The organism is Streptomyces sp. NPDC059010 (genome assembly GCF_042740355.1).
GTDB lineage: Bacteria > Actinomycetota > Actinomycetes > Streptomycetales > Streptomycetaceae > Streptomyces.
The window spans coordinates 73476-92871 of the sequence record NZ_JBHYJA010000027.1 but is presented as its reverse complement, the minus strand read 5'-3'; the positions used below and the strand labels follow the sequence as shown (position 1 = coordinate 92871).

Here is a 19396-nt window from a genome sequence, read left to right as displayed (position 1 = left end):
TCAGGCCTGCTTCCCGCTCGTGCGTGCCGCCTCGGACTGCCCGCCGAGCAGCTCGGCCAGGGCCGTGCTCAGTGCGTCGACCGTGGGGTGGTCCCAGGTCAGGGCATCGTCCACGGTGACCTCGAACTCGTCCTCGATGTCGGCGGTGATGGCCAGCGCCGTCAGGGAGTCCAGGCCGTAGTCGGCCAGCGGTACGGACGTGTCGATGTCCTGCGGCGAACGGCGCAGATAGGTCGCCACACGCTCGGTCAGCCAGGTGTGCACGTCACGGTTGCCAGCGGTCATGAGGGGGGTCACTTTCTTGAGCGGGGGGTGAGGAGCAGGCCGGGGCGCGGGACGGCCGGGCGCGCCCGTGAGGGCGAGCGGGTGCCGGACCGCGTCGGGGCTTGGCGTGAGGTGGCCGGTGGGCCTCAGACGGCGAGTGGTCTTCCGGTCAGGCCGAAGGAGCGTCCGGTGTCCCGGCGTTCCAGGAGATCGGTGAGGAGCGTGTCCTCGACCTGGGCGGGCAGGGGGCCCGGCCGGTGCGGCCCGGGGGCCGAACGGTGCAGGGCCGCGCGCAGCCAGGCGGGGTCGACGAGGAAGCCGCCGGGCTCGGCGTGCCGCCAGACCTGGACGCAGGCGGTCCGGGACAGCAGTCGTACGTACCGGGTGACGAGGTCGTAGTGCTCGGGGCGGGCGTCGACACCGAGGTCCACCGGCGACAACTCCCCGCATACGGCGGCCAGTCGGGCCAGTTCCGCACGGTCGGCGGCGATGGCCGCACGCAGGTCGGCGTGCTCGGGCGCCCAGGGAGCGTCGAGAAGGGCGTGCAGCGAACCGGCGATCGGGTCGCGGCCCGCGGCGTGCAGGGCCAGTCGGTCGTACGGCAGCGGCGGCAGCGGCCGCGCGAGGGCGTACAGGTCGGCGGGGGCCTCGGTGCCGGGCCGCTTCCAGGTGCGGCGGGCCAGCAGCGGGAGCTGCGGCAGCAGGCTCATCTGGCAGGCGGCGCGGGCGATGTGGCCGAAGCCGACGGGGGCGAGGTCGCGCAGCAGCTTCTGGAACAGCGCGGTCGGGCCCTCGCGCAGATAGAAGTGGGCGCCGAGGAGCTCCGCGAGCCGGTCCATGGCTTCCAGCAGCAGCCGGGACACCTCGAACTTGACCGCGGAGGCGTACACGCTCGCCGCGCCCGGCACCAGGTGCAGCGCACGGGCGCCGACCGCGCCGAGCGCCTCCGCGCGCAGCAGGTCGGCGAAGACGCCGGCCAGCACCGAGCGGACGTGCGGGAGGTCGGTGGCGGGGCCGCCGTAGAGCCGACGCCGGGTCAGGTGGTCGACGGTGATGCGCAGCCCGGTGTCCAGGATGCCGGTGGCCATCGCGGGCAGGACGGTGCGGGTGATCTGGAGTGCCTTCAGGGCGGTCTCCAGCCCGGAGCCGATCGGGCCGAGGACGGCAGACACGGGCACCGGCAGATCCTCGAAGCGCAGGCCGCCGAGCTGGACTCCGCGCATGCCCACGGTGCCGAAGCGCGGCAGGTCGGTCAGGTGAGCGGGGTCGGCGCCCGCCCGGTCGACCAGGACCAGAGAGTGGCTGCGCGGGCCCGGGTTCGGGTCGGTGCGGGCGAGGACGACCATGGCGTCGGCGCGCGCGATGTTGGTGACGACCTCCTTGCGACCGTTCAGGCGCAGACCGTCGGGTGTGGCGGTCGCTTCGAACTCCATGCCGGCCATGTCGTTGCCGTGCGCGAGCTCGTGGAAGGCGATGGCGATACGGCGGCCGTCCAGGAGCAGACGGGCGGCGTGCTCCTTCTGGCGTTCGGCTCCGGCCGTCCACAGGGTGACTCCGGCGATGAGCGAGCTGGCGCCGTAGCCCAGGCCGAGCGCCGGGTCGCGGCGGTAGAGAGAGCGCATCACCTCCGTGAGGTGGTCGGCCCGTTCGAGACGGCCGCCCAGCTCGGGCGGGACGAACTCGGCGTTCAGTCCGTAGGAGTGCAGCAGTGTCTCTCCGGCGGCGAGCATCTCCGCGCGTTCGTCGGCGGCGAGGACGGCGGCGGCGCCGGTGGGGTTGGCCGGGTCGGAGAGGCTGCCGAGGAGGTGCTCCAGTTCGTCGGCGCGCTTGGGGGCGAGGCCCGTGGTGGCGGTTGTCATGCGGCACCTCCCCAGAGGGTGAACTCCGTGGCGGGCGTGTCGAGTACGACGTCGGCCAGGGCGTCGAAGACGGCGTTGGCATCGTTGTCGCCCTGACCGTCGAGACCCTCGGTGCCGTCGGTGTCGTCCTCGCCGAGCAGGACTGTCAGGCAGGCCCGCAGCCACAGGCCGTCCGTGCCGAGCCGGCCCGTGCGCAGGGGCGGGTTCTCCAGCCACAGCAGCAGACAGGCGGCTGCGGCGTAGGCGCGTTCATAGGCCTCGGCCAGGCCGAAGGCGGTGCTGGGCAGTCCGCCCGCGACCGGGATGAAGTCCGCCGACTCCGTTTCCAGCCGGTCGAGTTCGGCGAGCAGCCGGTCGATGAGCGGGCCCGCCTGTGGTGGCCCTTGCTCGCGGACGCGGGTTGCCAGGTCGGGCAGGGCCTGCACGGCGCTGCACCCCGTGACCGACAGCATGGTCAGCCGGTCCCGGTCGAACGGGGGCAGGGGGGCGGTGAGGTCGGCCGCGGCCCGCAGGCCCTCGGTGTCGGTACGGCGGCGGCTCAACTGGCGGGCCAGGCGCGGCATCTGGTTGAGGAGGGCGGCACGGTTGACGACGGTGCTGCCGTCGAAGATCGCGCAGATGCGGTGGTCGCGCTCCAGCTTGGCGAAGCCGCTGCCGGGCGGTGAGGTGAGGAAGCCGCGTACGCCGAGCAGTTCGCCGAGGGAGGTGAGGGTCTCCTGGGTGAGTGTCGGGACGTATGCCTTGGTGAGCGCCGAGATCGCGCTCAGCTCTCCGGGCAGGGTGTGCACCGAGCGGACGGAGAGCACGCTGACGGCTTCGGCGGTCAGTGCGGCGGCGGCCGCCCGGCCGAGGATGCGCCGTACGTGCGGGACGTCGGCGAGGCGGCGGCCGTACAGCTCGCGTCCGGTGGCGAAGTCGCGGGCCAGCCGCAGGGCGTGGTCGGCGGCGCCGAGGGAGAGCGCGGTGCAGGCGATGCGGGTGAGCTGGAGTGTCTTGAGGACCACGGCGATCCCGTCGCCCTCCTCGCCGACGAGGGCGTCGGCGGGCACTGGGGCGTCGGCGAGGGCGAAGCCGCTGATGTCGGCGCCGCGGATGCCGTGTGTGCGGACCTTCGGCAGGTTCTGCCAACTGCCCTCGGGCAGCCGGTGCTTGTCGACGAGGAAGAGGCTGAAGCCGCGTCCGCCGCCGGAGGGGTCGGTGCGGGCGAGGACGCAGGCGAGGGTGGCGCGGGTGGCGTTGTTGATCAGCCACTTCTCGCCGGTGAGCCGCCAGCGGCCCTCGGCGGTCGCGTCACCTTCTGCTTCGGCTTCTGGTTCGACGTGTGCTCCTGATTCGGCCTCTGCCCCCAACTCGGGCTCGGCCTCCGCGTGGACCTCGGCCTCGGCCACCGCCGCGAGCTCGCTCGCCAGCAGGTCGGCGCCGTGGTCGCGCTCGGTCAGCCCCCAGCAGACCGGCTCGCCCGCACGTACCCGCTCGGCGAGCCGGGCGGCCTGGTCCGGGGTGCCGGCCACCCAGACCGGGGCCGACCCGAGGAACGTCTTGCCATGCGCGATGGCCACGGTCAGGTCGCGCCGGGCGACCGTGCGCAGCAGCCGGACCGTCTGGCTGAAGTCGCCGTCCGGGGGCAGGACGTAGTGGGCGGGGAGCCCGGCGTCGTCGAGGAGGCGGACGGCGCCGTCGGGGAACTCCTCCCGGGCGTCGAGCTCGGCGAGCGCGCCGGGGGCGAAGGCGTCGTCCTCGTGGGTGGCGAGCAGGGTTTCCAGGTCGGCCGTGGTGGTCATCGTGCGCTCCCCCGCCGGTGGTCGGCCAGGGCGGCGGTGAGCAGCGGGTCCTCGGCGAGGTGCAGGGTGTCCAGTTCGCCGGCGAGGTAGAGGGCGCGCATCGCGGAGCGCTGTACCTTTCCGCTCGTGGTGCGCCGTACGCCGCCGGGCCGGACGAGGGCGACGGCCGCGACCGGCACGCCGAACTCGCGGGCCACGGTCTGCTTCATGTCGACGGCGATCTGGCCCAGTCGCTCGGCGCCCCAGTGGGCGCGGATCTCGTGCACGGCGACGATCGCGGGGGCGGTGTCCACGCCGTCGTCGTGCCCGACCATGAAGGCGGCCCCGTGCAGGCCCTCCAACTCCTCGTGCTGGGAGCGAAGTTCGTACTCGATGTCGGCGGGGTGCAGATTGCGCCCGTGCAGGACGAGGACGTCCTTGCGGCGGCCGGTGATGTACAGGTCGCCGTCGAGCAGGCCGCCGAGGTCGCCGGTGCGCAGGAACGGGCCGCGTCCGTCGCTCGCGTACGCGCGGAACGTGGCGTCGGTGGCGTCCTCGTTCTCCCAGTAACCGGCGGTGACACACGGGCCGTCGAGCCAGATCTCGCCGATGTGGCCGTCGGGCAGGGCGTCCCCGGTGTCGGGGTGGACGATCAGCACGTCGGATCCGCTCGGTGCCCCGCATCCGACGAGCACACGGGACGCTTCCGTGCCGTCGGCCGGGCGCAGCTCCCGGTTCTCCAGCGCGGCGGCGTCGGCCTCGGTGCGCAGGGGTGGCCGCCCGGTCGTGCCGGAGGCCATCAGGGTCGCCTCGGCCAGCCCGTACACGGGGATGAGCCCTTCGGGCCGCAGTCCCGCGGCGGCGAACCTCTCGATGAAGGCGGTGACCACGTCGGCGCGGACCGGCTCGGAGCCGTTGGCGGCCTTGACCCGGGACAGGTCGAGCGTGGCGAGCTGCTCGTCGGTGACCCGGCGCACGCACATCTCGTAGCCGAAGTCGGGCGCGGCGGTGAAGTTGACGTCGCAGGCGTCCAGCATGCGCAGCCAGTGGTAGGGGCGGCGCAGGAAGGACATGGGGTCCATCTGGACGTATCCCCTGCCGGACAGCAGGCCGGGCAGCATCAGGCCGATGAGCCCCATGTCGTGGTAGAGCGGTATCCAGCCGCCGTACGCCGTGCCGCTGTCGTTGCCGAACATGCGGACCATGCGGTCCACGTTGGCGACCAGGTTGCCGTGGGTGACCATGACGCCCTTGGGGTCGCCGGTCGAGCCCGAGGTGTACTGGAGCAGCGCCAGGGTCTCGGGCGTCACCTCGGGGGTGGTCCAGGTGTCCGGGTCTCCGTCACCGGCGTCGGTGGGGTGGCAGACCGCTCCGACGATGCCCTCCTCGGCCACCCACTTCTCGACGTCCGGCAGGTCGCCGCGCTGCGTGAGGACGGTGCGCACCCCGGCGTCGCGGGCGATGGCGGCGAGCCTGCGGCGCTCGTGCCGGTAGCGGCCCGGCAGCGGGGCGGGCACGGCGATCACGCCGGCGTAGACACAGGCGCAGAAGGCGGTGGTGAACTCGATACCCGGGGAATAGAGGAGAAGTGCCCGGTCCCCCGGGGAGAATCGCTCCTGGAGCCAGGAGGCAATGCGCCGCGCATGCAGATCGAGTTCTGCGCGGTCGCGCACTGTCCGGCTGATGTCACTGAAGTCCGAGACGAAGGTCACGGCCGGCTGCTGCGGATTGCGCGCTGCCTGTTCCCTCAACGTGGTGAGTAATTCTCGCACGACAGGAACCGTACGTGATCTTGGTTCTCGATCCGGTAGAAAAACTTTCAAGCAAGTTTAAAGCAACACCATCGAACCCACAAGAATCCTTGGGACTTCCATGATCGACTTGGATCTTCGGCAGGCGTAGAACGGATCTGTGCATACCCCCACCACGTCGGCCGTCGTCATAGACGGCCTGCACAAGAAATTCAAAGGAAACCACGCCTTACAGGGCGTTGAACTGGAGATAGGACCAGGTGAGGTCATGGGCCTCCTGGGTCCGAACGGAGCCGGAAAAACCACTCTGGTAAAGATTCTTACGACGCTTCTGAAGCCGGACTCCGGGCGCGCGTTCGTGAATGGCTGGAATGTGACGGCCGAACCGGAGAAGGTGCGCTCCACGATCGGAATGGCGGGACAGTATTCGACGGTCGACGGGCTGCTGACCGGTTTCGAGAATCTGTACCTGGTCGCGAAGCTGCGCGGGGTGGGCCGCCGTACGGCCCGCCGGGTGGCCGACGACCTGCTGTCCCGGTTCCGGCTCACCGATGTGGCGGGGCGCCCGGCCGGCACCTACTCGGGCGGTATGCGCCGGCGGCTGGATCTGGCCGCCGCCCTGGTCGGCTCCCCGCCGCTGGTCGTCCTGGACGAGCCCACGACCGGACTCGACCCGGAGAGCAGGCTCGACACCTGGGAGGCGGTCGGTGAACTGGTCGCGGGCGGCACCACGATCCTGCTGACGACCCAGTATCTGGAGGAGGCGGACCGCCTCGCCGACCGGATCACCGTGATCGACCGGGGGCGCGTGGTGGCGGAGGGCACCAGCGACGAGCTGAAGGCGGCCGCCGGGAACCGGCTCGTCGTATGTGTCGCCGAGGACCGTCAACTGGACGCGGCGGCACGGGCCACGGCACAGGCCACCGGCGCGACCCCAACGGTGGACCGCCGTGCCCGGCGCGTGGAGGCGGCCGCCACGGACGGCCAGGCCGCCCTGGCCCGGGCCCTCACCGCGCTGGAGGGCGAGCAGGTCGAGGTACTGGAGATCGGGCTCAACCGCTGCACCCTCGACGACGTGTTCCTCGGACTGACCGGCCGCACCCGGCGGGAGGCGGCCTGATGACGGCACCGACGGACGTCCGACGGGCCCGCTCCGCGCACCGGGACTCGGCGGAAACCGGCCTCCCTCCGGCCGCCGCCCCGACCCGCGCCCGGCGCCATCCGGTCATCCGCGTCCTCGCCGAGAGCGCGGACCTGGCCCTGCGCAATCTGCTGCATCTGCGGCGCACCCCGGGACTGCTGATCTCCTGTCTGGGCGAGCCGGTCGTGTACGCCCTGCTCATCGGGTACGTCTTCGGCAACAGCCTGGGCGGCCCGGCCTACCGCTCGTACATGATGGGCGGGCTGATCGCCCAGACGGTCGCCTTCACCACCACCTTCACCACGGTCGGGCTCTCCAGGGACCTGGAGCAGGGCATGGTCGACCGCTTCCGCGCCCTGCCGGTCTCCCGGGTGGCCCTGCTGCTCGGCCGGACCGCCTCCGACCTCACCACCTGTGTGGCGAGCGTCGCCGTCACCACCACCTGCGGGCTGCTGATGGGCTGGCGGCCGCACACCGGGCCCTTCGAACTCGCCGCCGCCGTCCTGCTGGTGCTGCTGTTCTCCTTCGCCATGTCGTGGGTCGGCGTGTTCGTCGCCCTCATCGCACCGAACACGCAGGTGGCCGGGAGCCTCGGGCTGATCTGGCTGTTCCCGGCGACGTTCGTCTCCTCCGGCTTCGTCTCCGGCGCGAGCCTGCCGGGGCCGCTGTCCACCGTGGCCGCCTGGAACCCGATCACCTCAATTGCCAACGCCCTGCGCCGGCTCTTCGGCAACACGCCCCCGCCGGGCTTCCGGGTGCAGCACAACTGGCCCGCCCAGCACCCCGAGCTGTACACCGTGGCCTGCTCGGTGCTGCTCATCGCCGTCTTCACCACGCTGTCGACCTGGCGTTACCGCGCCCGCACGAGCCGCTGACCGGGCGGGCCGCCCCCGCCCTCGCACAGGAGCCCCCATGACCGTCCCCACCCTGCGTCTAGGCGTCAACCTCGGCTACTGGGTCGGCGGCAACGACGCCTCCAACCTCCCGCTCGCCTCCCTGGCCGAGGACCTCGGCTACTCGGCGGTGTGGGTCTCGGAGGCCTACGGATCCGACGCCGTCACCCTGCTGTCCTGGATCGCCGCCCGCACCTCCCGGATCGACGTCGGCAGCGCGGTCCTGCAGATCCCCGCCCGCTCCCCCGCCATGACCGCGATGACCGCCGCCACCCTCGACACCCTGTCCGAAGGACGGCTCAGGCTCGGCCTCGGTGTGTCCGGGCCGCAGGTCTCCGAGGGCTGGCACGGCGTCAGATTCGGCTCACCGCTGGGCCGTACCCGGGAATACGTCGACCTGGTGCGGCGTGCGCTGCGCCGGGAGCCCCTGGAGTACGAGGGCCGCCACTTCACGCTGCCGCTCCCGGACGGCCCGGGCAAGGCACTCGCCCTGACCATCCGGCCGCCGCGCGAACGGATCCCGGTCTACCTCGCCGCGCTCGGCCCGAGGAACCTGGAGCTGGCCGGGGAGATCGCCGACGGCTGGCTGCCGGTGTTCTTCTCCCCCGCCCATGCCGCACAGCAGTTGGAGCCGCTCAAGACCGGCCTCGCGAAGTCGGGGCGCACCCTCGACGGGTTCGACGTCGCCCCCGGCGTCCCCCTGGTGACCGGCGCCGACTGGCGGGCCTGCGCGCGCCGGGTGCGGGGGTATGCCGCGCTGTACCTCGGCGGCATGGGCGGACGGGCGGACAACCACTACACCCAGCTGGCCGAGCGCATGGGCTTCGGCGCCGAGGCCCGGGCCGTCCAGGAGAGGTTCCTCGCCGGTGACTACCCGGGCGCCATGGCCGCCGTGCCGCTCGAATTCCTCGACGCCACCTCGCTGCTCGGACCGCGGGAGCGGATCGCCGAGCGGATGACGGCGTTCGCCGAGGCCGGGGCCACCACGCTCAACGTCATGCCGGTCGGCCCCGGTCTGCCCGGCCCGGGCCGGGCAGCCGAGGCGCTGCGTACGGCCATCGAGGCGGCGGAACTCGCCGGGCTGCTCGGGTCCGGTGCCCTCGCCGACGGTTCTCGCCCACAAGGCGCGCACGAAGCGCCCCACTCACAAGGAGACACCCTCACCCATGACCACGCATGACACGACCAAGCTGATCTGCCTGCCGTACGCCGGGGCGGGCGCCTCCTTCTACCGGCCCTGGACGGCGCTGGCCGGGGACGCGCTGGAGATCGTGCCCCTGCAACTGCCGGGCCGCGAGCGGCTCATCGACGAGGAGCCGTACCGGGACGCGCACCAGGCCGTGGACGCTCTGGTGGCCGAACTGCGGGAGCGGCTCGGCGAGGACGGGGGCAGGGTGGCTCTGTTCGGGCACAGCCTCGGCGCGGTGCTCGCCTACGAGCTGGCCCACCGGCTGGTCGCCGAGCCCGGCATCGAGCTGGTGCACCTGTTCGTCAGCGGATCGCCGGAACCGGCCCGGGGGCGCGAGCAGCGGGCCACCGGCCTGTCCGACGACGACTTCCTCGCGCGGGTCGGCGAGTTCGCCGGCTACCACCATCCCGCGCTGGACGACCCGGAGATGCGCGAGATGATCCTGCCCGCCCTGCGCGCGGACGTCGAGATGCACGAGGGCTACACGCCCTCCACCGACCTCCCGCTGGACGCCCCCCTCACGGTCGTCCGGGGCGAGGACGACGACCTCGTCGGTTACGACGACGCCGAGTCCTGGAGCAAGGTGGCCGGCCGCGACTTCGAGCACGTGGAGGTGCCCGGCGGCCATATGTACCTGACCGACGCCGCGCCCGCGCTGGTCCGGTTGATCGTCTCGACCGTCCTGTAGACACCCCACCCCACTCGATCACCCTCGATCATCAAGGAGTTCCCGATGCGTCTGCACGGCAAGTCGGTCCTCGTCACCGGCGCCGCCCGCGGACTCGGCAGGGCCACCGCGCTCGCCTGTGCCGCCGAGGGCGCCGATCTCACCCTGCTGGACATCTGCGCCGACCTGCCCGGTGTGCCCTACCCGCTGGGCACCCCGGGGCAGTTGGAGCACACGGCCGCGCTGTGCCGGGAGGCGGGCGCGGCCGTCCTCACCGCCGAGGCCGACATCCGTGACCTGGGGGCCGTACGGGAGGCGGTGACCCGGGCCGAGGACCGGTTCGGCCGCATCGACGTCGCCGTGAACAACGCGGGCATCGCGGCGCCTTCGGGCAAGCCGGTGCACGAGATCGGCGAGGAGGAGTGGTCCCTGATGATCGACGTGGACCTTTCCGGTGCCTGGCGGGTGATCCGCGAGGTGGGCAAGGCGATGAGCGCCCGGCGGGCCGGCAGCATCGTCAACGTGGCGTCCACCGCGGGGCTCGTCGGCTACCGGCACTTCGCCGGGTACGTCGCCGCCAAGCACGCCGTCGTCGGACTGACCAAGGCCGCGGCCCTCGACTACGCGCCGACGAAGGTACGGGTCAACGCGGTCTGCCCCGGGTCGGTGCGCGACGACGCGCAGGCCGAGGGCCGGATGCTCGCCGAGATCGCCAGGGCGCTCGATGTGCCGGTGCACGAGCACGAGAAGACCTTCGTCGAGGCGCAGCCGATGAACGCGCTGATCGAGCCCGAGGACGTCGCGGCCGCGGTGGTCTTCCTCGCCTCGGACGAATCCCGCCAGATCACCGGCTCGGTCCTGACCGTGGACGGCGGATTCAGCATCCGCTGAGCTCGCGCTCCGCATCCGCCCTCCCCCGAACAACTGCCCTGATCGACAAGGAGTACGACCGTGTCAGGCCCCCTCCACCCCGCGGCCCGCTGCCACGCGGTGCGCATCCGCTCGGACCGCTCGCCGTATCCGACGGCCCCTCCGGGACTGTGGATCGAGGACGTGCCCGTGCCCGCGGCCGACCCGCTCGCCGAGCGCCGCCGCGCCGCCGAACTCGCCCGCCCGGCCGACGGACTGCGCAGGGTCCTGCTGCGCTACGCCGACGGCCCCTGCGATCTGATCCTGGTGGCACCCCGGGACCAGTGGGACCGCGCGGCGCTCGGACGGCTGGCGGCCGCCGAGTCCGTCGAGCCCGTCGAACCGGGGACCGGCCACCCCGCCCCCGAGGCACCGGCCATCGCGTCGGCCCCTGCCTGGGGCCTGGGGGACGAGGGCGCCGCCGTCCCGCACCTCTTCTCCCTGGACGAGGGCGGCGACGAGGCGAGCTGGCTCGCGGCCCTCGCCGTCACCCTGCGCCGCTACGACCCCGAGACCCCGCCGGTCATCGGCACGCCCGACGGCTCCTTCACGGTGCCCGAAGCCCCCACGCTCGGTGAGCTGAAGCCCTCCCCCGCCGACGGCCCCGCCCTCGTCGGCCTGCTCTTCGACGCGACGGAACTTCCCGGCGCATACGTGCCCTGTCTCGCACCGCCCTTCCCGCTCACCCTGTCGGTCTTCAGGGACGCCGACGGCTGGCGGCTGCGCTGTGACCACCTCGGCGGGCACGTCTCCACCGCGATCGCCGCCCAGTTCGCCCGGCACCTGGTGCGGGTGCACCGGCTGGTCCTGAGCTCGCCCGGAACCGCGGTCGACGACGTCGACCTGCTCGACGAGACCGAACGCGCCCGCGTGGCGGCACTCGGCCGCCCGCCCCGCCCCCTGGCCACCACGCCGGTGACCGTGTCCGAGGCGTTCGCGCGCATCGCGGCGGCGGCGCCGGACCGTATCGCCGTGAGCGACGGCGTCGCCGGACTGACCTACCGTGAACTGGACGAGCGGGCCGCCCTGTTGGCCCACGGTCTGCGCGAGCGCGGCGTCACGGCCGGCGACCGGGTGGGCGTCTGCCTGGAGCGCACCGCCGAACTCGTCGTCACCCTGCTCGCCGTACTCAAGGCCGGCGCGACCTATGTGCCCATCGACCCGGCCTACCCGGCGGACCGCATCGCCCACACGGCACGGGACGCGGGACTGGGCGTGGTGGTCACCCGTCTGTCCGAGTTCCCGGAGGTGGCCGGCTGCGTGCCGATGACACCGGACCAACTACTGGAGGCTGCCGCCGAGTCGGCCGACTCCGTGGTCCCGCCGACGCCGGACACCACACCCGACACCCCCGCCTACGTCATCTATACCTCCGGCTCCACCGGCCGCCCCAAAGGCGTCGAGGTGCCGCACCGGAACGTGGTCGCCCTGATCGACGCGACCCGCGAGGAGTACGGGTTCGGCGGCGACGACGTGTGGACCTGGTTCCACTCCAGCGCCTTCGACTTCTCGGTGTGGGAGATCTGGGGCTGCCTGCTGACCGGCGGGCGGCTGGTCGTGGTGCCGTACTTCGTCTCGCGCGAACCCGACCGCTTCCGCGACCTGCTGGTGTCCGAGAAGGTCACCGTGCTCAGCCAGACCCCGTCGGCCTTCGCACAGCTGCTGGACGTGGACCACACCGAGGTCGGGGTGCGGACGGTCGTCTTCGGCGGCGAACCGCTCGACGCGCGCATGCTGCTGCCCTGGTTCGACCGGCACCCCGAGTCGGTCTGCCGGATGGTGAACATGTTCGGCATCACCGAGACGACGGTCCATGTCACCGAGCAGACCCTGACCCGTCGACTGGCGCTCGCCGCGACCCGCTCCGTCGGACGGGCGCTGCCCGGCTGGCACCTGTATGTGACGGACCCGGCCGGCCGGCTGCTGCCGCCCGGAGTGGCGGGCGAGATCTGCGTCGGCGGTGCCGGCGTCGCGCTCGGCTACCTCGGCCAGGCGGAACTGACCGCCCGGCGCTTCGTACCCGACCCGTGCACCGGCGGCACCATGTACCGCAGCGGCGACCTGGGGCGCCTGCGCCCGGACGGCCGTCTCGAACACCTCGGGCGCATCGACAGCCAGGTGAAGATCCGCGGCTTCCGGATCGAACTGGACGAGATCCGCTCAGTGCTGCTGGAGGACCCGGAGGTGCGGGCGGCGGCCGTGGTGGTACGGCGCGACGCCCCGGACGACGCCGCCACCGCCAGGATCGACGCCTATGTGGTCCTCTCCGGCGGCGACACCGCGACGGTGCGCCAACGGGCCGCCGGCATCCTGCCGGACTACATGCTCCCCGCTTCCGTCACCGCCCTGGACGCACTCCCGCTGACGCCCAACGGCAAGCTCGACGCGGCCCGGCTCCCCGCCCCCACGGCACCCACCGCACCCTCCCGGAACACCGAGCCCGTCCCGGCCGACGACGACCTCACCGGACAACTGCGGGAGATCTGGAGCGAGGTCCTCGGTACGCCGGTCGGCCTGGACGACGACTTCTTCGAGCTGGGCGGCAACTCCCTGTTCGCCGTCCGCATCGGCGCCGCCCTGCGCGCACGCGGCCTGCCCTCGCCACGACTGCGGGAGCTGTACCGCCACCCGACCATCCGCGGCACGGTCAGGAGCCTCGCCGCCTCGGACGGCTGAAGCCGCGGGGGCGGCCCTCAGGGCGGGGGCGCTCACGAGGTGGGCGCGCCTCCCTTGTCGCTAGGCGAGAGGTGCTCGAACGTCTCGCCGGTCGCGGTGATGGTGCGGGTGACGTCCCGGCCGCCGTAGACCCAGTAGATCCGCATGACGCCCTCGCCCCGGTTGAGGAACCGGTGCGGGAGGCCGGCCGGGACCCAGGTGGCCTGGCCGGCCTCCAGGTCGAAGAACTCGCCGTCGATCTCCGCGGTCGCCTCGCCTTCGAGGACGAGCACGGACTCCTCGACGTTGTGGCTGTGCAGGGGCAGTCCGGTGCCGGGCTGGAACACGGTCTGGCCGGTGGTGATGACGGCCTTCTCGGAGTTCCACCTGCCGACGTAGGGGATGGTCGCCACTCCCCCGCCGCGGTCGAAGCGTTCGACCTCGTCGGGGTGGATCAGCAGACTGGGCTCGGCGGGGCGCTGAGAGCACATGGCGGCGGCTCCGTTCAGGGGTGCGGGAGTTCAGGAGTGGTGGAACAGGCGGCGGGAGAGCGTGTTGACCTGGCTGCCGGGGACGACGTACTTCTCCGCCGCCGCACGCCAGACCCTGAAGTGGGTTGCGGCGCGATGGGCCTCGACGGCGGCCTCGTCGTCGTAGATCTCGTGGAAGACGAAGTGATGGTCGTCGGCCAGGTCGCACACGACGTCGAAGGAGCGGCAGCCGGGCTCGTCGGTGAAGGAGCGCTCGGCGTTCTCCTCGATGGCGGCGAGGAAGTCGTCGCGGCGGCCGGGGACGACCTGGAGGGACACGGTCAGGGCGATCATGCGGGCAGCTCCTGGGAATTGACGGGACGGGGCAGGGGTACGGCGGTGGCGTCGGCGATGTGGGTGAGGGCGGCCCAGGTGTCGTCGGCGAGCGTGATGCCCTCGGTGCGCAGGCGTTGTGCCGTACGGGCCTCGGGCTCGCCGGGGACGAAGACCTCCGCCGTGCCGGGGGCGCTCGGCGTGGACTTGGTCTCCTCGATCAGGGCCTCCATCCGCGCCTCGAACTCGGCCGGGTCGGCCATCGCCGCGATGTCGACGCAGATCAGCAGATGCCCGACGCCACTGCGCCCCGTGGGCCGGTACGGGCCCACGACGGACGAGCCGAAGGCGCTGCCGGTCAGCACGCCCGCCAGCACGTCGAACATGAAGGACATGGCGTAGCCCTTGTGGCCGGCCATCGGCAGGATCAGGCCCTCGATCGCACGGGCCGGGTCGGTGGTCGGCACACCGTCCGCGTCGGCCGCCCAGCCCTCGGGGATCGGCTCGCCCCGCTCCTTGGCGTGATGAATCTTGCCGCGCGCGACGGCGGTGTTGGCGATGTCCAGCACGACCGTGCCGTAGCGGCCGCCCGGCGCGGCGATCGACCACGGGTTGGTGCCGATCCGCTTCTCCCGGCCGCCCCAAGGAGCCATCGCCGGACTGGCGTTGGTGGCCAGCAGCGCCACACAGCCCTGCTCGGCGGCTCCGCGGGTGAAGTACGCGGCGGTCCCGAAGTGGCCCGAGTTGCGGACGGCGACCGCACTGATCCCGTGCCGGTGCGCGCGCTCGACACCCTGGGCCACCGCGGGCGCGGTGAGGACCTGGCCGAGGCCGTCCTGGCCGTCCACGACGAGGACGGCGCCGTTGTCGCTGACGGTGCGCGGGGCGGCGACGGCGGCCGTCGCACCGCTCGCCAGCCGGTCGAGGTACCAGGGCAGACGCAGCATCCCGTGCGACGGGTGCCCCCACAGCTCGGCGGTGACCAGCGTGTCCGCCAGCAGCCGCGCGTCCTCGGCGGGCACACCGTGCGCCTCGGTCGTGGCCGCGGCGAACCCGAGCAGATCGGCGGCGCCGACGGTGTGCGGCATGGGTCTCCTCACATCGGAAGCGTCGAGATGGATCCACTTGGATGTGCCCACCATCTGTATCCAGACCTGTATACAGCACGGGCTGTGAAGTGGCCACGGCCCGGGGGAACGGGATCTCAGACGACGATGTCCACCTGAATGTCCGGGCCGGCCGCCCCGGCCACGAGATCCTGGCCGGTCAGGCTGTCGATGAGTGCCTGAAGGGTCTGTGCCAGATGGTGCCGACAGGCCGCCTCGGCCGCCTGGGCGTCCCCCCGGGTGACCGCCCTGAGCATCGCGCGGTGCTCCTCCAGCGAGGTGAGCATGCGGCGCGGACCGCTGTGCGAGAGGTGCCGCAGCCGTACGGTCTGGCTGCGCAGGTCGCGGATCGTACGGGCGAGATACGGATTGCCGCAGGCGGCGATGACGGCCTGGTCGAAGCCCTCGGCGATGTCGTAGAAGTCCTGGTACGACCGCGCCTGGGCGGCGGCGTCCAGCGCACGGAAGGAGGCGTCGAACTCCCCCAGCCGCTCCAGCAGTTCACCGAACGGCACCGCCACCCGCTCGTCGGCCGCCCCGGCCCGCGCGACCGACGCGGCGGCCTCCGGCTCCAGCAGCATCCGGAACTCGAACAGCGCCCGCACACCGCCCAGCGAGATCGCGGCCACCCGGGCGATCTCGCCGGGCACGAAGTCGACGAGACCTTCCCGGGCCAGCCGCCGGATGGCCTCGCGCACCGGCGTCCGCGAAGCGCCCAGCTCCTCCCCCAGCTGGACCTCGCTCAACTTGGCCCCCGGGCGCAGCCGCAGCGACTCGATGTCACCCTTCAACCGCTCGTAGACGGCTTCGCTCTTGCCAGTCACCCGGGCCATGAATCTCCCTGTCCACCCAGCGCATACGCGGCACCCACGGCACACACCGCTGTATACAGCTTAGCGCTCCGCCCGGTTCAGCTCCTCGTCGAGGGCGAGGGCAGCCCCGATCAGGGCCAGATGGGTGAACGCCTGCGGGAAGTTGCCGAGCTGATCGCCGGTGGGGCCGACCTCCTCGGCGAAGAGGCCCACGTGATTGGAGTAGGTGAGCATCTTGTCGAAGGCGTAGCGGGCCAGGTCGACGCGCCCGGAGCGGGCGAGGGCGTCCACGTACAGGAAGCTGCACAGGGAGAAGGTGCCCTCGCTGCCGCGCAGGCCATCGGGAGAGGCGGCGGGGTCGTAGCGGTACACGAGGCTGTCGGCGACCAGTTCCTCCTCCATGGCATCGAGGGTGGACAGCCAGCGCGGATCCCGCGGGCTGACGAAGCCGACCGCGGGCATCAGCAGCAGCGAGGCGTCCAGGACCTCGCCGCCGTAGTGCTGGACGAACGCCTTGCGCCGGTCGCTCCAGCCGCGGCTCATCACCTGGTTCAGCACGGTGTCGCGGGCGGTGGTCCAGCCCGCCACGTCCGCGGGGCGGGCGTAGTCCTGGGCGAGGCGGATGCCGCGTTCGAACGCCGCCCAGCACATCAGGCGGCTGAAGGTGAAGTCCTGTCTGCCGCCGCGGGTCTCCCAGATGCCCTCGTCGGGGCGGTCCCAGTGCCGGGTCAGCCAGTCGAGGACGCCGGCGATGTCCAGCCAGCCGTCGTGGCCGGCCATCTGGACGAGGTCGTCGGTGCTGGTGAGGGCGTGCACCGCCTCACCGTAGATGTCGAGCTGGAGTTGGCCGGCGGCCCCGTTGCCGATGCGGACGGGGGCCGAGCCCCGGTAGCCCTCCAGGTGGTCGAGGGTCTCCTCGGCGAGATGGGGGTCGCCGTCGATCCGGTACATGATCTGCAGGGGTTCGCCGGTGACCGTGCCGCCGTTCCTGAGCCGTTCGCCGAGCCACCGGCGGAAGGCGTACGCCTCGTCGACGAAGCCGAGGCCGAGCAGGGCCTGCATCGACAGGGAGGCGTCGCGCACCCAGGTGTAGCGGTAGTCCCAGTTGCGTTCGCCGCCGACCTGTTCGGGCAGGGCCGTCGTCGCGGCGGCGACCGGGGCGCCCGTAGGGGCGTAGGTGAGGAGTTTGAGGGTGATCGCGGCACGGTTGACGACGTCCTGCCAACGGCCCCCGTAGCGGCTGCGGCGGAGCCACCGGTACCAGAACCCACGGGTCCCGTCGAAGTCCGACCGCAGGCTCTCCGGTGTCGGCGGTGCGGGCGCCTCGGCTCCCGCCGCACACACGGTCAGCACGGCGGCCGCCCGCTGACCGTGCCCGAGCTCGATGACCGCCGTGACGTCCGAACCGTCCCGTTCCAACGTGACCGGTCCCACGGTCCGCAGGAACGCGTCGGTGCCGGGCCCGGCGAAGTGCGCGGTGTCCGGGAGCAGGTCGAGGCGGTGGCCGGCGCGGCCGTAGTCGAAGCGGGGACGGCAGGCGAGGCCGAACCGGACCCGCCCCCGGGTCACCCGCATGATCCGTACCAGCCGATGCCGGTCGGTCGCGGTCTCCGGCCGCTCCACCGGCATGAAGTCGACCACCTCGCCGACTCCGTCCGGGGTGAGGAAGCGGGTGATGAGGACGGCGGTGTCGGCCAGGTACAGCTGACGTGTGGTGACGTCCTCCCCCTCGACCGAGATGACGAAGTGACCGCCCCGGTCGTGGTCCAGCAGCGCGGCGAAGAGGCTGGGCGAGTCGAACCGTGGGGCGCAGAACCAGTCGACGACGCCCTCGGACGAGACGAGCGCCGCCGTCTGGAGGTCTCCGACCAGGCCGTGATCCCCGATGGGTGGATAGCGCCGCATGGTGATCCTCCCGGCCTCGCGCCGCCCGACGGCCGGGCCGACGACTCGCACCGAACCTTCCCCCCGGCTTCCCCCCTCCCGACCGTCCTCTTCCGACACTCCTGTCGGGACGGGGGCTCCGCCACAGGGGTTACGCCACACGCGTGAACGCGGATCGGCGAGTGTGACCTGCGACCTGCGACCTGCGACCTGCGCGAGGGCTACGGCCTGGCCGGCGTCCTGCGCGAGGGCTACGGCCTGGCCGGCGTCCTGCGCGAGGGCTACGGCCTGGCCGGCGTCCCGCGGAGGGCTACGGCCGATCCGGTGTACTCCCGGAGGGCCCCGCCCTGAAGGTGTCCGCATGCTCCGCGGCCCACTGGGCGAAGGTGCGCGCCGGGCGGCCGGTCACCTTCTCGACGGTGTCGACGACCGTGCGGCCCACCTCGGGGGTGTTCCCGTAGGCCTCCAGCAGGAAGCCGATCACGTCCTCCGGCTGACCCGCCGCCCGCCATTGCGCGACGGCCTGCTCCTCGGTCAGCTCGACGAGGGCGATGTTCCGGCCGCGGGCGGCGGCGATCGTCGCGACCTTGTCGCCGACGGTCAGCAGCTCGGGGCCGGTGATCACGTACTCCTGCCGTCCGTGGCCTTCCTCGGTGAGGGCCACCGCGGCGACGGCCCCGATGTCGGCCTCGTGCACCATGGCGCTCAGCCGGGCGATGAACGGCTCGCGGACCTCGTCCGCCGCCACGACTCCGTCCCCCCACTCCAGGGCGTTGGCCATGAACTCCACCGGCATGAGTACGGTCCACTCCACACCGCTGTCGGCGCGCACGGCATCCTCCAGCAGGCTGGGCCCGCCACCGTGCAGCACGGTGACCCGGCGTACGCCGGCCGCGTGGGCCAGCTCCAGGATGCGGGGTCCGGTCTCCAGCGGGGCGAAGTAGGGCCCGCCGAAGGTGATCAGGTGGAGTCCGGTGACGCCCTCCAGGGCCGGGCCCAGGCTGTCGGGTTCGGTCAGGTCGCCCTGGACGACCTCGACTCCGGCCGGGAAGGCGGCCTTCTTCGGATCCCGGGTGAGGGCACGGACGGCGTGTCCGCGGGCGAGCAGTTCGGCGACGACCTGGCGGCCGACGGTGCCGGTCGCGCCGGTGACAAGAATCTTCTGCGTCTGAGTCATGGCACGACCGTATGAGGACTTGCGGTCAGGTTCTGTCCGCAAGTCCGGGATCCCGGCACTTGGCGAGCAGTTGGAGCCCGGCGACGATCCGGTGGATGCCGTAGAGCACCGGCACCCAGGTCACGAAGTACGCCTCCATGCCGTGGACTTGCCCGTGGGTGACGACGGTCACGAGCAGCCCGCCGATGAGCCAGGCCGCGCCGAACTCGACGGAGCGCTTGCCGCTCGTCTGCCAGGCCGCCCGCTGCTCCGGCGAAACGGCGCCGTTGGCCACGCCCGAACTCCCGTACGGACGTGTGCCGTTGTCGGCCAACTTGGTCCCTGAGTCGTGCCTGAGTCGATACAGATACCCCGTCGTACGACCGACGGCCGGGGGGGGCGGGGCCCCGCCCGCGCGTGGCCCACCCCCCCCCCCCGCGCGGCCGGCACGGGCCGTGGCGCAGGGGCGCGGGGGCCGCCCCCGCGGGCGGCGCCCGCGCGCGGCGCGGCCCCCCCCCCGGGGCCCGGATCGGAACCAACGGCCGTG

17 protein-coding genes are annotated in these 19396 nt (G+C 72.6%); 6 read left to right on the top strand and 11 right to left on the bottom strand.

The genetic code is table 11. The features are described 5' to 3' along the window. The 4 genes from ACFWYS_RS27700 to ACFWYS_RS27685 all read right to left on the bottom strand — a co-directional run bounded on the left by ACFWYS_RS27700 (position 1) and on the right by ACFWYS_RS27685 (position 5655). Positions 1-285 (bottom strand): acyl carrier protein, encoded by a 285-nt coding sequence (locus ACFWYS_RS27700; RefSeq protein WP_384774389.1) that lies wholly within the window; start codon positions 283-285, stop codon positions 1-3. Positions 286-410: 125 nt separating this feature from the next. Continuing rightward, positions 411-2123 (bottom strand): acyl-CoA dehydrogenase family protein, encoded by a 1713-nt coding sequence (locus ACFWYS_RS27695; protein ID WP_384774386.1) that lies wholly within the window; start codon positions 2121-2123, stop codon positions 411-413. Beyond that, positions 2120-3904, bottom strand: a complete 1785-nt coding sequence (locus ACFWYS_RS27690) for an acyl-CoA dehydrogenase family protein (RefSeq protein WP_384774383.1) — start codon at positions 3902-3904, stop codon at positions 2120-2122. Before ACFWYS_RS27690 ends, ACFWYS_RS27695 begins: the two co-directional genes overlap by 4 nt. Continuing rightward, complete coding sequence (locus ACFWYS_RS27685) at positions 3901-5655, bottom strand: fatty acyl-AMP ligase (RefSeq protein ID WP_384774381.1); 1755 nt, start codon at positions 5653-5655, stop codon at positions 3901-3903. The genes ACFWYS_RS27690 and ACFWYS_RS27685 overlap by 4 nt, the downstream gene beginning before the upstream one ends. Positions 5656-5794: 139 nt before the next feature. On the opposite strand from ACFWYS_RS27685, the gene ACFWYS_RS27680 reads away from it, so the two are divergent. The 6 genes from ACFWYS_RS27680 to ACFWYS_RS27655 are packed head-to-tail and all read left to right on the top strand — an operon-like array spanning position 5795 to position 13109. Then, positions 5795-6754, top strand: a complete 960-nt coding sequence (locus tag ACFWYS_RS27680) for an ABC transporter ATP-binding protein (protein ID WP_384774379.1) — start codon at positions 5795-5797, stop codon at positions 6752-6754. Further along, a complete protein-coding gene (locus tag ACFWYS_RS27675) occupies positions 6751-7650 on the top strand; it encodes an ABC transporter permease (RefSeq protein ID WP_384774458.1) in 900 nt (299 codons plus the stop codon). Before ACFWYS_RS27680 ends, ACFWYS_RS27675 begins: the two co-directional genes overlap by 4 nt. A 37-nt stretch (positions 7651-7687) precedes the next feature. Beyond that, positions 7688-8848, top strand: coding sequence for an LLM class F420-dependent oxidoreductase (locus ACFWYS_RS27670; protein WP_384774376.1), 1161 nt, complete (start codon positions 7688-7690; stop codon positions 8846-8848). After that, the gene (locus ACFWYS_RS27665; protein ID WP_384774374.1) at positions 8835-9545 is read left to right on the top strand and encodes a thioesterase II family protein; all 711 of its coding nucleotides are present in this window, start codon (positions 8835-8837) and stop codon (positions 9543-9545) included. The genes ACFWYS_RS27670 and ACFWYS_RS27665 overlap by 14 nt, the downstream gene beginning before the upstream one ends. A gap of 45 nt (positions 9546-9590) precedes the next feature. After that, positions 9591-10415 (top strand): SDR family oxidoreductase, encoded by an 825-nt coding sequence (locus ACFWYS_RS27660; RefSeq protein WP_384774371.1) that lies wholly within the window; start codon positions 9591-9593, stop codon positions 10413-10415. 60 nt (positions 10416-10475) lie between these two features. Continuing rightward, entirely contained in the window at positions 10476-13109 is a 2634-nt protein-coding gene (locus ACFWYS_RS27655) for a non-ribosomal peptide synthetase (protein ID WP_384774368.1), read from the top strand. A gap of 32 nt (positions 13110-13141) precedes the next feature. On the opposite strand, the gene ACFWYS_RS27650 is transcribed toward ACFWYS_RS27655, so the two are convergent. From ACFWYS_RS27650 to ACFWYS_RS27620, 7 genes are all read right to left on the bottom strand, one after another. Continuing rightward, a complete protein-coding gene (locus ACFWYS_RS27650; RefSeq protein WP_384774365.1) occupies positions 13142-13579 on the bottom strand; it encodes a cupin domain-containing protein in 438 nt (145 codons plus the stop codon). A 30-nt stretch (positions 13580-13609) separates the two neighbouring features. Further along, a complete protein-coding gene (locus tag ACFWYS_RS27645; RefSeq protein WP_384774362.1) occupies positions 13610-13912 on the bottom strand; it encodes a putative quinol monooxygenase in 303 nt (100 codons plus the stop codon). Beyond that, positions 13909-14979 carry an Ldh family oxidoreductase gene (locus tag ACFWYS_RS27640; protein WP_384774359.1) on the bottom strand — a complete coding sequence of 357 codons (1071 nt, stop codon included), beginning with the start codon at positions 14977-14979 and terminating at the stop codon, positions 13909-13911. Before ACFWYS_RS27640 ends, ACFWYS_RS27645 begins: the two co-directional genes overlap by 4 nt. Before the next feature lie 116 nt (positions 14980-15095). Continuing rightward, the gene (locus ACFWYS_RS27635; protein ID WP_384774356.1) at positions 15096-15830 is read right to left on the bottom strand and encodes a GntR family transcriptional regulator; all 735 of its coding nucleotides are present in this window, start codon (positions 15828-15830) and stop codon (positions 15096-15098) included. Positions 15831-15890: 60 nt separating this feature from the next. Continuing rightward, positions 15891-17714, bottom strand: a complete 1824-nt coding sequence (locus ACFWYS_RS27630) for a glycoside hydrolase family 15 protein (protein WP_384774454.1) — start codon at positions 17712-17714, stop codon at positions 15891-15893. Between the two features lie 289 nt (positions 17715-18003). Continuing rightward, positions 18004-18870 carry an NAD(P)H-binding protein gene (locus tag ACFWYS_RS27625; protein WP_384774353.1) on the bottom strand — a complete coding sequence of 289 codons (867 nt, stop codon included), beginning with the start codon at positions 18868-18870 and terminating at the stop codon, positions 18004-18006. 25 nt (positions 18871-18895) lie between these two features. Beyond that, complete coding sequence (locus ACFWYS_RS27620) at positions 18896-19144, bottom strand: hypothetical protein (RefSeq protein WP_384774350.1); 249 nt, start codon at positions 19142-19144, stop codon at positions 18896-18898. Positions 19145-19396: the final 252 nt, after the last annotated feature.

Bases quoted from the DNA above. Each gene is read 5' to 3' on its own strand.
- ACFWYS_RS27650 (WP_384774365.1), bottom strand. From the start codon at position 13,579: ATGTGCTCTCAGCGCCCCGCCGAGCCCAGTCTGCTGATCCACCCCGAC.
- ACFWYS_RS27690 (WP_384774383.1), bottom strand. From the start codon at position 3,904: ATGACCACCACGGCCGACCTGGAAACCCTGCTCGCCACCCACGAGGAC.
- ACFWYS_RS27670 (WP_384774376.1), top strand. From the start codon at position 7,688: ATGACCGTCCCCACCCTGCGTCTAGGCGTCAACCTCGGCTACTGGGTC.
- ACFWYS_RS27630 (WP_384774454.1), bottom strand. From the start codon at position 17,714: ATGCGGCGCTATCCACCCATCGGGGATCACGGCCTGGTCGGAGACCTC.
- ACFWYS_RS27635 (WP_384774356.1), bottom strand. From the start codon at position 15,830: ATGGCCCGGGTGACTGGCAAGAGCGAAGCCGTCTACGAGCGGTTGAAG.
- ACFWYS_RS27625 (WP_384774353.1), bottom strand. From the start codon at position 18,870: ATGACTCAGACGCAGAAGATTCTTGTCACCGGCGCGACCGGCACCGTC.
- ACFWYS_RS27695 (WP_384774386.1), bottom strand. From the start codon at position 2,123: ATGACAACCGCCACCACGGGCCTCGCCCCCAAGCGCGCCGACGAACTG.
- ACFWYS_RS27665 (WP_384774374.1), top strand. From the start codon at position 8,835: ATGACCACGCATGACACGACCAAGCTGATCTGCCTGCCGTACGCCGGG.
- ACFWYS_RS27640 (WP_384774359.1), bottom strand. From the start codon at position 14,979: ATGCCGCACACCGTCGGCGCCGCCGATCTGCTCGGGTTCGCCGCGGCC.
- ACFWYS_RS27645 (WP_384774362.1), bottom strand. From the start codon at position 13,912: ATGATCGCCCTGACCGTGTCCCTCCAGGTCGTCCCCGGCCGCCGCGAC.
- ACFWYS_RS27660 (WP_384774371.1), top strand. From the start codon at position 9,591: ATGCGTCTGCACGGCAAGTCGGTCCTCGTCACCGGCGCCGCCCGCGGA.
- ACFWYS_RS27700 (WP_384774389.1), bottom strand. From the start codon at position 285: ATGACCGCTGGCAACCGTGACGTGCACACCTGGCTGACCGAGCGTGTG.